The sequence below is a fragment of the Hyphomicrobiales bacterium genome, assembly GCA_039973685.1.
Lineage (GTDB): Bacteria > Pseudomonadota > Alphaproteobacteria > Rhizobiales > JACESI01 > JACESI01.
The window spans coordinates 42187-59055 of the sequence record JBDWKL010000046.1 but is presented as its reverse complement, the minus strand read 5'-3'; the positions used below and the strand labels follow the sequence as shown (position 1 = coordinate 59055).

General features: G+C 48.2%; 10 protein-coding genes. 8 read left to right on the top strand and 2 right to left on the bottom strand.

Annotated elements, in window-relative coordinates:
• Positions 1–41 precede the first annotated feature (41 nt).
• A complete protein-coding gene (locus ABJO30_13035) occupies positions 42–2873 on the bottom strand; it encodes a ribonuclease E/G (protein ID MEP3233742.1) in 2832 nt (943 codons plus the stop codon).
• 756 nt (positions 2874–3629) lie between these two features.
• On the opposite strand from ABJO30_13035, the gene ABJO30_13030 reads away from it, so the two are divergent.
• The 3 genes from ABJO30_13030 to prfB all read left to right on the top strand — a co-directional run bounded on the left by ABJO30_13030 (position 3630) and on the right by prfB (position 8793).
• A complete protein-coding gene (locus tag ABJO30_13030) occupies positions 3630–4880 on the top strand; it encodes an N-acetylmuramoyl-L-alanine amidase (GenBank protein ID MEP3233741.1) in 1251 nt (416 codons plus the stop codon).
• Positions 4881–5105: 225 nt separating this feature from the next.
• On the top strand, positions 5106–7580 hold the full coding sequence (locus ABJO30_13025) for a penicillin-binding protein 1A (protein ID MEP3233740.1): 2475 nt from the start codon (positions 5106–5108) through the stop codon (positions 7578–7580).
• Between the two features lie 81 nt (positions 7581–7661).
• Positions 7662–8793, top strand: a protein-coding gene (prfB, locus tag ABJO30_13020) for a peptide chain release factor 2 (protein ID MEP3233739.1) whose coding sequence is annotated in 2 segments (ribosomal slippage) — positions 7662–7730 and positions 7732–8793 — 1131 coding nt in all. Because the reading frame shifts where the segments join, the coding sequence is not laid out codon by codon here.
• Between the two features lie 16 nt (positions 8794–8809).
• Here the strand turns inward: prfB and ABJO30_13015 are convergent.
• Complete coding sequence (locus tag ABJO30_13015) at positions 8810–9580, bottom strand: NAD kinase (protein MEP3233738.1); 771 nt, start codon at positions 9578–9580, stop codon at positions 8810–8812.
• Between the two features lie 363 nt (positions 9581–9943).
• Between ABJO30_13015 and ABJO30_13010 the strand changes: the two genes are divergently transcribed.
• From ABJO30_13010 to ABJO30_12990, 5 genes are all read left to right on the top strand, one after another.
• Positions 9944–11278 carry an FAD-binding oxidoreductase gene (locus ABJO30_13010; protein ID MEP3233737.1) on the top strand — a complete coding sequence of 445 codons (1335 nt, stop codon included), beginning with the start codon at positions 9944–9946 and terminating at the stop codon, positions 11276–11278.
• A gap of 61 nt (positions 11279–11339) precedes the next feature.
• A complete protein-coding gene (locus ABJO30_13005; protein MEP3233736.1) occupies positions 11340–12077 on the top strand; it encodes an SDR family NAD(P)-dependent oxidoreductase in 738 nt (245 codons plus the stop codon).
• Between the two features lie 136 nt (positions 12078–12213).
• Positions 12214–15711, top strand: a complete 3498-nt coding sequence (locus ABJO30_13000; protein ID MEP3233735.1) for an indolepyruvate ferredoxin oxidoreductase family protein — start codon at positions 12214–12216, stop codon at positions 15709–15711.
• A 133-nt stretch (positions 15712–15844) separates the two neighbouring features.
• Complete coding sequence (locus ABJO30_12995; GenBank protein ID MEP3233734.1) at positions 15845–16312, top strand: hypothetical protein; 468 nt, start codon at positions 15845–15847, stop codon at positions 16310–16312.
• A gap of 4 nt (positions 16313–16316) precedes the next feature.
• Positions 16317–16868, top strand: a complete 552-nt coding sequence (locus tag ABJO30_12990; protein ID MEP3233733.1) for a hypothetical protein — start codon at positions 16317–16319, stop codon at positions 16866–16868.
• The last annotated feature ends 1 nt before the right edge of the window (position 16869 follow it).

Here is a 16869-nt window from a genome sequence, read left to right as displayed (position 1 = left end):
TAACGCGGGCATTTTTTTTTAATTCAACAGCTTAGAACTATCTAAAAGAAAGAACGGCGTTGCCACCAACCAGATTTTGCTGGTTTCTTTTCTTTCTCCTCAGCTTTCGCCTCAGGCTCAGCCTTAGTTTCTGGTTCAGCCTTCGCCTCAGGTTCAGATTTAGCTTCTGGCTCGGCCTGTTGGGCTGCTTCAGCTTGTTCTTCTGCTGCTTTCGCCGCTTTCTTCTTAGCGATTGTCGCAGCTCTCTTTTCTGCAGGGGTCAGCTTTTTAGGCTCTTCCTCAACAGCATTTTCTTGAACTGTCTCAGTTGCTTCTGACACTTCTGTCGCTTCAGAAGCTTCCGCTGCTTCGTCTTTCTTCTTACGAGGCGCGCGTTTGCGAGGTTTTTTCGCAGGTTTCTCGTCAGCTTCCGGCTCGCCGCTGGTTGCTTCTGAAACGCTATCGCTAGGAGCCTCTGCTGTTGCTTCAGCCGGAGCGCCATCTTCTTGAGGCTTTGCGTCTACCGCTTCACCTTCTGAAGCATCAGCATTTTCAGTTGCCTCTGCACCACCACGATCACGGCGACCACCACGACGACCACGTCTGCGACGCTTCTTTTTGCCTTCGCCTTCGCCGTCTTCGGTTTCTTCGTCAGAATTAGAAGATTGAGCTTGGTTATCGCCGTCCTCTTCATTGCCTTCTTCATTATTTGACGCATCTGCATCAGACTTGCCGCGTCTACGGCCCCGTCTTCTGCGGCGTTTGCGCGGAGATTTATCTTCTTCGTCACTGATTTCTTCTTCAGCAACATCCTTGGCAATCAATTCTGCTTCAGCCGCTTCTGCTGCTGCATCAAGTTCCGCATCGCGGGCAAGTTCAGCATCAATATCGACAGTTTCAGGCGTCACAATAGTCGGTGATTTCGGCGCTTCAGCGCGTTCGCCACGGCTAATTGTGCAATATTCACCAATAATCGTTTCATCAGAATCAAACGTGATGGCAAGGCCAAAACGTTCTTCCAGTTCTATCAAATTGGCGCGCTTATGGTTTAGGACGTAAAGAGCGACAGACCCACGGGTGCGAACAATTAGATTGTGCTTAGACCCTTTGTTTAAATGGTCTTCAATCGCTCGCAACACATGCAGTGAAACAGAAGCGGGATCGCGCACATAGCCAGTGCCTTCACAATGCGGGCATTCTTCCATGGTGCTTTCAAGCACGCTTGCGCGAATACGCTGGCGTGACATTTCAAGTAGACCAAAGTGAGAGATGCGACCGACTTGTATACGGGCACGGTCATTGCGCAAACACTCTTTGAGTTTGCGTTCAACAGCACGATTGTTGCGGTTTTCTTCCATGTCGATGAAGTCGATCACGACAAGGCCAGCAAGATCGCGCAAACGGAGCTGACGGGCAACTTCTTCGGCAGTCTCTAGGTTTGTGCTGAGTGCTGTTTCTTCAATCGAGCTTTCACGAGTTGAACGGCCTGAGTTCACATCAATGGAAACCAAGGCTTCCGTCTGGTTGATGATGATATAACCGCCAGATTTCAATGTTACCCGTGTGGAGAACATGGCATCCAGTTGAGCTTCAACACCGTGACGGGCAAAGATCGGTTGCAAATCCTTATAAGGTTGCACGTTCTTCGCGTGGCTCGGCATCAACATCCGCATGAATTCTTTTGCTTCGCGATAACCCTCATCACCAGACACAAGCACCTGCTTGATGTCTTTGTTATAGAGGTCACGAATGGAGCGTTTCAGCAGACTGCCTTCCTCATAAACGAGGGAAGGGGCCGATGATTTCAAGGTGAAATCACGCACATTTTCCCAAAGGCGCATCAGGTATTCAAAGTCGCGATTGATTTCAGGCTTAGTGCGGTTTGCACCAGCAGTACGCAAAATCACGCCCATGCCTTCAGCAACATCAAGATCAGTTGCAATTGCCCGCAGACGTTTGCGGTCAGATTGATTGGTAATCTTGCGAGAAATCCCACCACCACGGTCCGTATTTGGCATCAACACTGAATAGCGACCAGCAAGAGAGAGATACGTGGTGAGGGCTGCACCCTTGTTGCCGCGCTCTTCTTTTACAACTTGCACCAAAATGATTTGGCGACGCTTGATGACTTCTTGAATTTTATATTGTTTCGCACGAGGGCGAGAGCGACGCTCTGGAACTTCTTCTAAGGCATCTTCTGAACCAACTGATTCAACGCCTTCTTCAGCGTCGTCGCCAGAATCGTCTTCATCCGTATCATCGTCGTCTTCGTCGCTGTCTTCAGCATCAGCTTTCGCTTCGGGTGCGCTTTCAGCTTCTGTTTCTTCGCCAGCATCAGCCTCAGCAGCAACGTCTGTTTTCGGTGCGTCTTCAGCCGCTGCTTCTTCAGCATTTTCTGATGATGCTTCTACTGCAGCGTCTTCGCCTTCAGTTGAAGCGGTGGCTTCATCTTTTGCGCCATCTTCAGCAGCATCACTTGCAGCTTCCTCAACAACATCAGATTGAACTTCGTCTTGCTTGGCGCGGGCAGCCTTACTTGAGCCACGACGACGACGTCCACGCTTTTTCGGCGCTTCTTCTTCGTCTTCTTCGTTGGCTGCTTTGTGGGCTGCCGCTTCTTCCTCAAGCAAAGCCTGACGGTCTGCAACTGGAATTTGATAATAGTCTGGATGAATTTCCGAGAAAGCAAGGAAGCCATGACGGTTTCCGCCATAGTCGACAAAGGCTGCCTGTAGTGATGGCTCTACTCGCGTTACTTTCGCAAGGTAGATATTACCTTTTAGTTGTTTCTTGTTTTCAGCTTCAAAATCGAATTCCTCGACCCGGTTGCCGCGAACCACCACAACCCGAGTTTCCTCGGGGTGGGCGGCATCAATGAGCATCTTGTTGTCCATGTAGTCTGGTCTCCACAACCGCGCCGCAAATCATGGCAAGCGTCATAGTGATCAGAATGCCGATCCACTAGACTAGAGCCGTTTTGTGCGAGGAGGTTGGTTGGGTTATGGGCCAAGCTAGACGAGGTTAAACTTTTTGTTTCAACACTGATCATAGACATACGTGTTGCGAAACCAGCGTATAGGAGTGCTGCAGACGCGAGCGCTGCAAGAATAAAGGTTTCGTCGTTTAACAGTTCGCTTGGCAATTTTAATACCTGAAGGAACAAATTTGTTCCAAATGAAGAAGTAGGCACAACTGAAGTTCCGATAGAGGGAAAATCTGTTATGGCGGCAATCTTGGCGCTTCAGTTAGCATTGCGCGGAAGTTAAAGATCTTGAACGAGTTGCGTTCCAAAGATGCATCTTTATCCACGTTCCCATGGTATCAAACGGTCATCGCAAAGTGGTTTGAACATGCCCCTATAAAGTGTGGGGTCGAATTCAATCGGATGCTTTGATAACGTGATCAAAAAGCTTCCTGCTACTTTGCTCGCCTTTGTTACGCCTGAGATAGCTGTACAAAGCGTCAAAAATTTTGCCGCATTTATATCTCTAGGTGCGAATCTATAATAATTCAAGGATAAAGAAAATAGTTCTGCTAGGTAGGTGGGGCTTAGAGACCGTTATGATTGACTATCCAAAGGTGATAAAAGCTTGAAATTCCTCGAGGATATATACGTTTTATCAAAGTTGAAGCAGGGATGTTTAGTCACCTTGTTCGGTTTGTTGAAGGTTTTGATTTTTGTGCTCGCCGTTGAGATCTCGGTCGATAAAGCCTTTGCACAGCAGCCATCCACAGAAGAATCGGTTGCGAAATTGGTTGGGTTTAAGATTGCGGGCAACGAGGAAAAAGCGCGCCTTGTTTTAGAGATCGATGGGTTTCTTGTGCCAACGGGCTTCCTGTCTAGTGCGCCGTTTCGATATGCGATTGATCTTCCCAACACAAAAGTCGGTCTGACAGGCAAAGCGATAAAAGGTGACCCAGGTTTTCTAAAATCGATCAAATATGGCCGAAATGAAAACAACGAGCTACGCCTCATCGTCGGCACGGAAGTGCCTTTTGTTTTGAAAGACTCGTTTGTCGTTCCCAAGCAAGGCGATCAACCAACGAGGCTAGTATTTGATTTCAGCAAAGCGACAGAATCCCAGTTTCGCATCGCTATGGCGCGGCAAGCAGAAGAAGCGCGCCTTGAAAAAGACAGACAGGAAGAAGCAAAAAAACAGGAAACGAAAGCAGCCAGCAAAGGCGATTCACCTAGGCTGAGACGGCGGTGGCGAATTGTTGTGGATCCTGGGCACGGTGGAAAAGATGGTGGCGCAAAAACCCGAAAAGGGGTGTTGGAGAAAGAAATTGTTCTTTCGTTTGCCGAACATCTTGCGTCAGCTTTAAGTGGAAGCGGGCAGTTCGATGTCATTTTGACGCGGACATCAGATACATTTGTGCCCTTGAAAGAGCGGGTGAAAATAGCGCGCGACAACGATGCTGATTTGTTCGTTTCAATCCATTCTGACAGCTTTCCTCGAGACCGTCGCGTCCGAGGTACTGCGATTTACACCATTTCCAAAAAAGCCTCAGACAGTATGGCCGCCACTTTGGTTGCTCAACAAAACCAATCTGATGCAATTGCAGGTTACGATATAAAAGACGGGCCGAATGAGGTGGTGGATATTTTGTTCGATCTCACGAGGCGGGAAACGAGCAATCTCTCCGTCTTGTTTGCGCGCCACTTTTTGCAAGATATGAAAGGGAAGGTCAGGTTTTTCAAAATCCCCCTCCAGCGTGGTGCTTTCACGGTGTTACAAGTGCCAGACGTTCCATCTGCCCTGATAGAACTCGGCTTTTTATCAAACAATGCTGATGCTGCGCTTTTATCTTCTAATGAATGGCGCGAGCGTATTGCTTTGGAAATGGCTGGAACAATTGCATCCTACTTTAAAGTCCCGTTGTCGGGGCTAGGGGAGTGACAACATCGCAACTCATTTAGAAAAATTTGAGGAAATTGGATGTGTCGGGTAAAATATGGCATGGTTTTAACGGCTTGCCATATTGCGGTCTCAATTTGGTTTGTTGTGGATTAATAACTAATATTTAGGGACTCACTGCGTATAGTTAACAAAGTGTGTCTCGCATTTTGCTGGTAAACAGTTTAAATGCGCACACTAATTGAATGGCTCAAGGACTAAAGCTGCATGTTTTTCAGGTTTTTTGGATATTTGTTTGGCATCGGCACGGTGTGTTTCATCATTGTTGCTGCAGGTGTCACCTATTATATCAGCGAACAGAACAAGGTTTTGCCTGATTACGAAGTGCTGAGCCAATATGAACCGCCAGTGATGACCCGCATTCACGCCTCAGATGGTGCGTTGATGGCGGAATACGCAAAACAGCGTCGCCTGTTCTTGCCAAGCCCGACCATTCCGGACCTCATCAAAGCGGCGTTTATTTCTGCTGAAGACAAAAACTTCTACAGCCATACGGGTATTGACCTGACGGGTATTGGTCGTGCGGTTTATGTGAACATCCAAAACAAACTGGGTGGCCGTAACCGCCGGCTTGTTGGTGCGTCTACGATTACGCAGCAGGTTGCGAAAAACTTTCTTTTGACGAGTGAGCAGAAATTCGAACGCAAAGTACAAGAAATGCTCTTGTCGCTGCGCATTGAAGCAGCTTATTCGAAAGAGAAAATCCTTGAGCTTTATTTGAATGAAATTTATCTCGGCCTTGGCGCTTACGGCGTAGGGGCTGCGTCGTTGGTTTATTTCGATCGTTCAGTCAGTGAAATTTCACTTGCCGAAGCGGCCTATTTGGCAGCTTTGCCGAAAGGTCCAACAAACTATCACCCATTCAGAAACAAAGATCGCGCAATCGGGCGCCGTAACTGGGTTATCGATCGAATGGTCGCTAACGGTTATATCTCGACAGAAGATGGTGAGGCGGCAAAAGAAGAAGATTTAGTCGTACGTCCGCGCAAGAAAGGCACAAAACTCTTTGCAGCCGATTACTTCGCTGAAGATGTTCGCCGTGAATTGATTAAACTATATGGAACGAAGGGCCTTTATGAAGGTGGACTTTCTGTTCGTACAACGCTTGACCCTTCATTGCAGGTTAAAGCACGCCGCGCGTTGCAAAATGGCTTGTTGGCCTTTGATCGCCGCCGTGGATGGCGTGGGCCACATGCGACACTAGAGCTTAAAGATGAGTGGGGCAAAGAACTTGGCGACGTTAAAGGCCTTCGTGATGTTCCTGAATGGCAACTTGCTGTTGTATTAGATTTGGATGATCAAGCCGCAACAGTTGGCTTGCAGCCTGCTAAACTCGTTTCGGGCGCTCTTTCAGATGAACGCAATAAAGTGAGCGTTCCTCTTGACACGATGAAATGGGCACGTTGGGCGAAAGGTGATCGTCGCGGTATCGCGGTTAAAACCCCAAGAGATATTCTCTCAATTGGTGACGTGGTTTTTGTTGAACCTAAAAACCGTCGGGCGACAGCTGGTGATTATGCGCTGAGACAGTTGCCTGAAATTGAGGGTGCTATTACAGCAATGGACCCATACACGGGCCGCGTTCTTGCTATGGTCGGCGGCTTCAGTTTCGCAGACAGCCAATTCAACCGTGCATCACAAGCAAAACGACAGCCTGGTTCTTCGTTCAAGCCGTTTGTTTATGCTGCAGCTCTCGATAATGGCTACACGCCATCGTCTGTTGTGCTTGATGCTGAAATTGCCATCGACCAAGGTAACGGTCTTGGTATTTGGAAGCCTAAAAACTATGGCAAAAAATTCTATGGTCCGTCGACCCTTCGTCTCGGTATTGAGCGTTCTAGAAACGCTATGACCGTTCGCTTGGCGAAAGACATGGGTATGCCGCTTGTTGCAGAATACTCAAAGCGTTTTGGTATTTATGACAATCTATCTCCAGTGCTTGCTATGTCTCTTGGAGCTGGTGAAACCACAGCTATTAGAATGGTGAGTGCTTATTCAGTGCTTGCAAATGGTGGCCGTAAGATTGAACCAACTTTGATTGACCGCATTCAAGATCGCTACGGCAAGACCGTGTTTAAGCATGATAAACGTGTTTGCGAGGGTTGTGAGGCGACTGAGTGGGAAAACCAAAATGAACCAGTTCTGATTGACGAGCGCGAACAAGTGCTTGACCCAATGACTGCTTATCAAGTGACTTCCATGATGGAAGGCGTTGTGAAGCGCGGTACTGGTGTTGCTGTTAAAGCTCTTGGCAAGCCGATTGCTGGTAAAACTGGTACAACAAACGATGAGAAAGACGCATGGTTTGTTGGCTATGCACCTGACCTCGTGGTTGGTGTTTATGTCGGTTACGACACACCACGCGCTATGGGTAAAGGCAACACGGGTGGTCAGTTGGCAGCACCGATCTTTGCTGATTTCATGAAAGAAGCGCTAAAGGGTAAGCCGCCTGTAGAGTTTCGTGTTCCTGAAGGTCTGACACTGATTTCGATTAATGCGAAAACTGGCCTTCGTACGAGTGCCAGCGGAGACGGGACAATATTGGAAGCTTTCAAACCGGGTACTGCTCCACCTAGCCAAACAGACGTTATTGGCTATTCAGCATCCCTTGGCGGCGCACCAATCACACGTTCGCAAGAAACAGACCGAGCAATCATCTCGGGTACTGGCGGACTTTATTAAGTAGCTAACAAGCAAATTCCATCCTTGACGGTTTGCCGCGTATGACTATTGTCGCGGCAGATCGTTAAAGGCTAGAAAACTATGCGCGCAGAAACCCTATCTACCATTGAAGAAATCAAGCAGGCTCTTAGCTTGCTAAGGAGGCATCTTTGACTGGGATAGCGCCGTCAAACGATTAGCTGCGTTAAATGCCAAGGTCGAAGACCCAAACCTTTGGGACGATGCCGCCAACGCGCAAAAGGTTATGCGTGAGCGTCAACAACTAGATGACCAAATGTCATCTGTTTCCAAAGTTGAGACAGACCTTAATGACGCCATCGAGTTGATTGAACTTGGCGAGATGGAAGACGACGCCGATGTTGTCGCGGAAGCTGAGGCAGGTCTAGCCGACATGCTCGAGATGATTGCCCGCAAGCAGGTGGAAACGCTTCTATCTGGCGAAGCTGACGGCAATGACACCTATATTGAAGTCCATTCAGGCGCGGGCGGTACAGAAAGCCAAGATTGGGCGTCTATGCTCATGCGCATGTACACGCGCTGGGCTGAACGCAGCAAATACAAGGTTGAAGTGCTGGAGATGCAGGACGGCGAAGAAGCTGGCATCAAATCCGTGACTTTGTTGATTAAGGGCCAAAATGCCTATGGCTGGGGTAAGACAGAGTCAGGCGTACACCGTCTGGTCCGCATTTCCCCGTTTGATAGCCAAAATCGTCGCCACACCAGTTTTGCAAGCGTTTGGGTCTATCCCGTTGTTGACGATTCAATTGAGATAGAAGTGTCTGAAAGTGACGTGCGCATTGATACCTACCGTGCCTCTGGCGCAGGTGGGCAGCACGTTAATACGACCGATAGTGCTGTTCGTATCACTCATATTGAAACGGGCATCGTTGCCCAGTGTCAAAATGGTCGTTCACAGCACCAAAACAAAGCAACTGCTTGGCAAATGTTGCGCGCGCGGCTTTATGAAGAAGAGCTGAAACGTCGCGAAGAAGAAGCCAATGCCACGTCCGTCACCAAGACAGATATTGGTTGGGGCCACCAAATTCGCTCTTATGTGTTGCAGCCATACCAAATGGTCAAAGATTTGCGCACAGGCGTTGAAAGCGGAAATCCGCAAGCAGTCCTCGATGGTGACTTGGATAAATATATGGAAGCAGCGCTTGCTCAGCGGGTTATGGGCGGCGGTGAACCTGTCGAGGATTTGGACGCTTAGGTTTCAGGCTAAAGGGTTAGCCTGAGTTTCTAAACTGTTCGTCCAAAATCCGGTCTTCCCATGAATGGCTTGCATCAAACATGATCACAGCACTTTGGCTTTGATCTTCATGGATGCGCACCTCAGCCACAGATTTAACTTCGCTATGGTCTGCAACGGCGTTCACAGGGCGTTTTTCGTGCTCCAACACTTCAATCTTTACGTGGGATTGGTTTGGCAACAAAGCACCATTCCAGCGTCTTGGTCTAAAGGGGCTGATCGGCGTTAGTGCCAATAAAGGCGCACGGATTGGGATAATTGGGCCTTGAGCAGAAAAGTTATAGGCCGTGCTGCCTTGCGGCGTTGCACACAAAATACCATCACAAATCAGTTCTGGAAGCCGCACTTTGCCATCAATTGAAATACGCAATTTTGCCGCTTGATAAGATTGGCGAAACAGCGAAACCTCATTGAGGGCGAGGGCATGAGAAATATCGCCTTCGACATCGACTGTCGTCATGGAGAGCGGATAAATACGCGTTGATACCGCTTGCTCAACCCGCTTTGGTAGGTCTTCCGCGCTATATTCATTCATCAAGAAACCAATGGTTCCTTTGTTCATACCGTAAATTGGTTTGTTTTTGTTGAGGACAGAATTGACTGCTTGCAGCATCATACCGTCACCACCAAGGGCAACAATAACATCAGCACTTTCCGCATCGCACTGGCCATAAAGGTCGAGGCATTCTTGCAGCGCTTGTTGCGCGTCATCCGCCTGTGAGGCGACAAAATGGAAAGTAATAGTCACTGTGTCGCGCCATGCCCATAAGTTACGAGAACTCGTCTTATCACACCTAGCATCGTATGATCAATTACCGCGTTTAAGGCAATTTCCAACGAGGCATCACAAGCCTACACCATAAGTGATGCTATAACGCCAATCCATAAAACAAGCGCAAATCCAAGGGCAATTGCAAAATGCCGCCAAATCGAATTTTTGTTTTTGTTCGCCATGTTATTCCCCTTTCTTGATTTAAGGCTAGAGAACGGTGAGATGGGAAGCGAATAAACCGTTCTCATCTTCTAGTGAGGCGCATGTGATGCTGGATTGAATGATCCGATTATGCCAAAGATAGGGGTGGGTATTGATTGTATTGGATTGAGGTAAAGCTTGGCGTTAAATCTGCTGACCGTGAATGATACGTTGGGTGAATATCCGTCATCCTACTATACGGCAACTGCGTCTCAAGCGCCGCTTCAACCGACATTGAATGACAAAGTTTCAGCCGAGGTCTGCATTATTGGCGCGGGATATACAGGCTTATCTGCCGCCCTTCATCTTGCACGAGCAGGACGGCGCGTTGTGGTGCTGGAGGCTCATCGTGTGGGGTGGGGCGCATCAGGGCGCAATGGTGGACAGCTTGGAACAGGGCAACGTCGCGACCAAGATGAGCTGGAAGCAATGCTCGGCAAGTCAGCCGCGCGCGACATGTGGACCTTGGCAGAAGATGCCAAAAGGCTCGTAAAATCCCTGATCAGCGATCTTGATATTGATTGTGATTACCGCGCAGGCATTGTGCACGCAGACCACAAAAGATCCTATGTGAAGGAAAGCGAGCAATATGCCGACTTTCTTCAAAAGGAATATGGGTACGATGAAATTTCGTTCCTTGATCAAACATCTGCGCGCGAGATCGTTGGGTCTGAAGGATATTATGGCGGAACGCTCGATTTAGGAGCAGGGCATCTTCATCCCCTCAAATTTGCCATTGGCCTCGCCAAGGCCGCGATTGAGGCAGGCGTCCAAATTTATGAAAATAGTTTCGTAACCGAGGTTCGCGAAGGCGAGAAGGCCATTGTTAAAACGGCCACTGGGGAAGTCCATTGCGATACGCTTCTCTTTGCCACCAATGGCTATCTCGGCAATCTAGGCGGTAAGGCAACGGCCCCATGCCGTCACCGCGTTATGCCGATCAACAATTTCATCGTTGTTAGTGAGCCCTTGGATGGTGATTTCGCTGATAGTGTGCTGAAGAACGATTATGCTGTGGCTGATAGCCGTTTCGTCGTGAATTATTTCAGAATGGTGCGCGATGCGCCTGATAAACCGAAACGACTGCTTTTTGGTGGTGGTGAGAATTATGGCTATAAATTTCCAAAAGATATTAAAGCCTTTGTGAAAAAGCCGATGGTCAAGGTTTATCCGCAAATGGTGCCGCGGGTGATCGATTATGGGTGGGGTGGTACGCTTGCGATCACCGTGCCACGAATGCCTGCTTTCCAGCGTCTCAGTGCAAATATGTATTCAGCCAGTGGTTATTCAGGCCATGGGGTCGGCATGGCAACCATGGGCGGCAAAATGCTGGCTGATGTGGTGCTTGGCGATAGTGAGCGTTTCGATCTCTTCCAAAAAGTACCAAAGATGGGTTTCCCTGGAAATTCACTCTTGCGCTGGCCATTGCTGACTGCTGCTATGACTTATTATGCAATTAGAGACAGGCTTTAAGCTTTACCTTTCTGGCGAACACTCCATACTCATCTAGGGGGCAGCTTGAAAGGTATATCACTTGATAGATTTAACCAGTTTTGGCGAAGAGCTAAACGTTGCCGTCGTAGGTTCAAATGGTGGCATAGGATCAGCGATAGTCAAAGCGTTGACGGCCAGCCAAAAAGTTGAAGTAATTTTTGAACTGGGACGTACCAAGCCCGAAAAAATCGGAAATAAGTCCGTTCTTATCTCAGCCGATATGCTGGACGAAAGCAGCGTGATTGCAGCAGCCTCCGCCATTAAAGCGCCGTTGGATATGGTAATCGTGGCCACGGGCCTTTTGCATGACGATGATACAGGACCAGAGAAAACTTGGCGGCAATTTTCCGTGAGTGATGCTGAGAAAATATTTCGGGTAAATGCTTTTGGCCCAATGTTAATCGCTAAACATTTCTTGGCAAAATTAAACAGCGAACAAAAATCGGTCTTCGCCGCACTCTCAGCTAAGGTCGGGTCAATATCAGATAATGAACTAGGTGGCTGGTACACGTACCGCGCCTCCAAGGCGGCACTCAATCAATATATCAAATGTAGCGCGATAGAACTTGGGCGCAAAAACAAGAACGCCATCTGTGTTGGGTTACACCCCGGCACGGTCGCAACCGACCTGTCCGCGCCTTTTCAAGCCAATGTCCAGCCAGGCAAATTATTTGATCAAAACAAAGCCGCAACGCAATTGTTGTCAGTCCTAAATGATCTTGAGTTCCCCAATTCTGGCAATCTTATTTCATGGGACGGGTCAACCATAACACCATGAAACCCTTGGTTTTGCTGGGTTGTAGGGCTATATTGATATTATAATATTGGGCGAGCTATCAATTGTAGATTGATTTTTCAAAAAAGGTCAGTATTGTTGACCTAATTGTTGGAGAGACCGTTATCGGGAGAAGGTTATGAAGCACGAACTGCCGAATGCACATGTGACTTTGGAAGACAAGTACAACGCAGAAAGTGGTAAGGTCTTTATGAGTGGGATTCAAACCCTCATTCGCTTGCCGATGACGCAGATTAAACGAGACCGTGCTGCGGGCTTGAAAACTGGTGGCTTCATTTCAGGCTATCGCGGTTCGCCCCTTGGTAATTACGACCAGCAACTTCAAAAAAGTAAAATCTGGCTGGATCAACACAACGTAAAATTTCAACCCGGTGTAAATGAAGAATTGGCCGCGACCGCTGTGTGGGGAAGCCAACAACTCCATTTGTCGCCGGGCGCTGAATATGATGGCGTGTTTGGCATTTGGTACGGCAAAGGGCCGGGCGTTGATCGTTCGGGCGATGTTTTCAAACACGGTAATGCTGCAGGTAGCAGCAAGCATGGCGGCGTTTTGTGTTTGGCGGGTGATGACCATGCAGCCAAATCATCAACATTACCGCATCAGTCTGATCACGCCTTTATGAGCGCTGTGATGCCGATGCTTTATCCAAGTCATGCAGGTGAGTTTTTGGAACTGGGTTTGGCAGGCATTGCGATGTCGCGTTATTCTGGTTGCTGGACAGGCATGAAAGTGATCGCCGATACGATTGAAACCACCGGCGTGGTTGATCTTGCAGGTGAGATGCGCCAATTCGTTGAGCCGACTGATTTTGATATGCCTGAAGGCGGGCTCAATATTCGTTGGCCAGATGATCGCTGGGCACAGGACCAACGCTTGCAAGAGCAAAAAGCATATGCCGCTCTTGCGTGGGCACGAGCAAACAAGCTTGATCATGTTGTGATGGACACCAAACGTCCGCGCATTGGCATCATTGCGTCTGGCAAATCGTATGAAGACGTGCGTCAAGCACTGCGTGAATTAGAGATAGACGAGGTAACGGCCGACCGTCTCGGTCTTCGTGTCTACAAAGTAGCGATGCCTTGGCCACTAGAACCTTATGGCGTGCGAGAATTTGCTGAAGGTTTGGATACCATACTTGTGGTCGAAGAACGTCGTGAAATCATTGAAAATCAAATCAAACAGCAGCTCTACAATTGGACGCCGAACAAGCGACCAACGGTGATCGGCAAATTTGACCATGAAGACAAACCGTTGTTGCCATTGGGCACAGAGCTGACCACAGGCGTTATTGCCCGTGCAATTTGTAACCTTGTGATGAAGGTGCAAATGGATTCTGGCCTAAAAGAGCAATTGCAGAAAAAACTAGATTGGTTTGCTCGCCGTGCAGAAATGCGCAAGAAGCATGTGGCCGCGACTGAAAGATTGCCTTATTTCTGTTCTGGCTGCCCGCATAACTCATCAACAAAACTGCCAGACGGTAGCCGTGCGCTTGGCGGGATTGGGTGCCATTTTATGGTGCTTTGGATGGACCGCAATACGGAAACCTTTAGCCATATGGGTGGTGAAGGTATCGCGTGGACAGGATCAGCGCCTTACACCAAAGAAAATCATATTTTCGCTAACTTAGGCGACGGAACTTACTTCCACTCTGGCTCATTGGCCATCCGCCAAGCTGTATCCAGTGGTGCGAATATAACCTACAAAATTCTCTATAATGACGCTGTCGCCATGACAGGCGGGCAATCGGTGGACGGCAGCTTAACGCCTCCGCAAATCACGCACCAGTTGCACCATGAAGGTGTCAATAAAATCTATCTGATTTCAGATGAACCAGAGCGCTACCCACAATCATCTTTGGCGCCGGGCGTAACCCTAGGCCATCGCGACACACTTGATGCTGCTATGCTTGATTTGAAAGAAACACCAGGTTGTACGGCAATCGTTTATGATCAGACCTGTGCTGCGGAAAAACGACGTCGTCGTAAGCGTGGTTTGATGGAAGACCCATCAAAACGCGTCTTGATCAATTCAGCCGTTTGTGAAGGCTGTGGTGATTGTTCCGTTCAATCAAATTGCGTTTCGGTAGAACCACTGGAAACGCCACTTGGACGTAAGCGTAAGATCAATCAATCTTCCTGTAACAAGGACTTCTCCTGCGTAAACGGCTTCTGCCCGTCCTTTGTGACGGTTGAGGGTGCTGATTTGAAGAAGAGCGAAGGCCTTCAAAACGTCGATTTCTCCTTTCTGCCAGATGCGCAAAAAACGCCTGCATTAAACAAACCGTATAATATTGCTGTGACAGGCGTGGGCGGAACGGGTGTTTTGACTGTTGGCGCAATCATCGGCATGGCCGCGCACCTTGACGGAAAAGCTGCAAACATCCTCGATATGTCTGGCATTGCCCAAAAGGGCGGGGCGGTTATTAGTCATTTGAGACTTGCCGAGAATACAGAAGACATCGGATCTGCTCGCTTGTCGACAGGATCTGCTGATTTGCTGATCGCGGCTGATAATGTTGTTGCTGGCACCGTGGATGGTGTTGTGCTTTGCGAAGAGGATCACACATCAGGTGTCGTTAATTCCCACCTAACTCCAACGCAAGAATTTGTGCGTGAGCGCGATTTTGATTTCCAAGAATATGCGGTGATGGGTAAAATCAAAGATGCCGTTGGCGATGATCTCAGCACCCACAACTTCACAGAGATTGCTGAAGCAGCATGTGGTGACACCATTGCGACCAACATCATGATGGTTGGTTACGCCTATCAAACAGGTAAATTGCCAGTAACACGCGAGGCCATTGAACGAGCGGTTGAACTAAACGGCGTTGCTGTTGAATTTAACTTGCGTGCCTTTAACTGGGGGCGCTTGCTGGCTCATGATCCAGAACGCTTAAAAAACCTGCTTGGTGACTCTATGCCGAAGCATGTGGTCATTCCGCAAACCTTGGAAGAGATCGTTGAACACCGCGCCCAGCATTTGACGAAGTATCAAAATAAAGCACTCGCCAAACGTTTCCGCGCCTTCATGGCAAAATGTCAGGATGGAACGTTGAACGCTGGAGTGAGCGATACGATTACGGTTGAGATTGCCAGAAATTACGCAAAACTGCTTTCTTACAAAGATGAGTATGAAGTTGCGCGTCTCTTCACTACGCCAGAATTTGAGGCAGAAGTCGCTCAAACATTTGAAAAAGGCGGGCGTTTAAACTTCCATTTGGCGCCGCCGTTAATGTCGAAAATTGATCCGAATAATGGCCGACCAAAGAAAAAGAAATATGGTCCGTCCATGCTGCGCATGTTCCGTTTGATGAAGAAATTTAAGTTCTTGCGAGGGACGCCATTTGATATCTTCGGTTACACAGAAGAGCGTCGTGCTGAGCGTCAATTGATCAAGGATTACGAAAAGACAATCCGTCATGTGTTGAGACAAGTTTCGCGAAAAACCGAATCACTCGGCATCGAAATCGCAGCCTTGCCAAAAGATGTTCGAGGGTATGGCCCGATTAAAGAAAAGGCTATTGCTGAATATTATGCAAAAAATGCGGATTTGATGAACCGTCTCGACAATCCACCAGCGATTGAGCCAAAACGCTTGAAAGAAGCAGCGGAATAGGAGAGTTCCGCTTCAAGTGCGCTCGAACTTTAAGACCATAACGCCAAGGAGAATAACGATAGTTTGAGACGGGCGGTATTGACCTCTTCTCATATATGTTATCTTCTGAGACTTAGTTAATTGGGAGATCGCTATGAAAGTTTTAAAATCGACCTTGGCAGCATGTATTGTTGCAGCAAGCTCGGTATCTGCATTTGCCGCCACTGAACCACAACGGGTTCAAGTATCTGGCGAAATTATGGACACTTGGTGTTATTATTCTGGCGTTATGGGCGGTCAAGATGCCGTTGTGGGTTCTGCTCACCATACCTGCGCTGTTTGGTGTGCTGCGGGCGGCATTCCTGTTGGATTGTTGACCGATGAAGGCGAAGTTTACTTGGTTCTTGAAGTTGAAGGTTCTGGTACCGGTGATGGTAACGATACCCTCCTAGATATCCAATCTGATCGGATCACTGCAGACGCGATGCTTTATGAGCGTGATGGATTTAAATATCTTGTCGTTGAAAAAGTTGTGTCAAACGAAGGCATCACCAATCTCAACCACGAAGATTTTGGCGTGATCCCTGCGTTCTCAATTCCAAAATCTGCACGAGGAGGCTAACACCATGAAAAAACTAATTATAGCTTTGTGCGCCGCTTCGTTCCCATTTGCTGCAATGGCTGATGATCCCAACAGTAAGGCGAAAAACTGGAACCTTGTTGACGAAAAGAAAGCAATTTTCTCTGGTAAGATTGTTGATATTCGTTGTGAAGTTACAGGCAACTGCGCTGACGAATGCGGAGCTGGTGCTTACCAACTTGGCATTTTGACCACAGACGGCAAGCTTATTCCGCCAATGAAAAACGGCCAAACATCGTTCAACGGTGCAATCGATGATCTTCTTCCATACTGCGGCAAGAACGTCGAAGTGGACGGACTTCTTGTTGGTGCAGATATTCCTGAGCAACTTTATCAAATTCAGCTGATTAAAGTTGAAGGTGGTGAGTGGGCGAAGGCTAATTTGCACACTAAAACATGGAAAAAGAAATATCCTGACGCTGGTGGAAAAGGTCCTTGGTTCCGTCGTGACCCACGGGTGAAAGCTCAACTTGAAAAAGACGGTTGGCTTGGCCTTGGTGCTGATGTTGATAAGAAATTCATTGCTGAAAACTACTAGT

Excerpts from the sequence above, each read along its gene's own strand:
- ABJO30_12995 (MEP3233734.1), top strand. The coding sequence starts at position 15,845 with ATGAAAGTTTTAAAATCGACCTTGGCAGCATGTATTGTTGCAGCAAGC.
- ABJO30_12990 (MEP3233733.1), top strand. The coding sequence starts at position 16,317 with ATGAAAAAACTAATTATAGCTTTGTGCGCCGCTTCGTTCCCATTTGCT.
- ABJO30_13025 (MEP3233740.1), top strand. The coding sequence starts at position 5,106 with ATGTTTTTCAGGTTTTTTGGATATTTGTTTGGCATCGGCACGGTGTGT.
- ABJO30_13035 (MEP3233742.1), bottom strand. The coding sequence starts at position 2,873 with ATGGACAACAAGATGCTCATTGATGCCGCCCACCCCGAGGAAACTCGG.
- ABJO30_13000 (MEP3233735.1), top strand. The coding sequence starts at position 12,214 with ATGAAGCACGAACTGCCGAATGCACATGTGACTTTGGAAGACAAGTAC.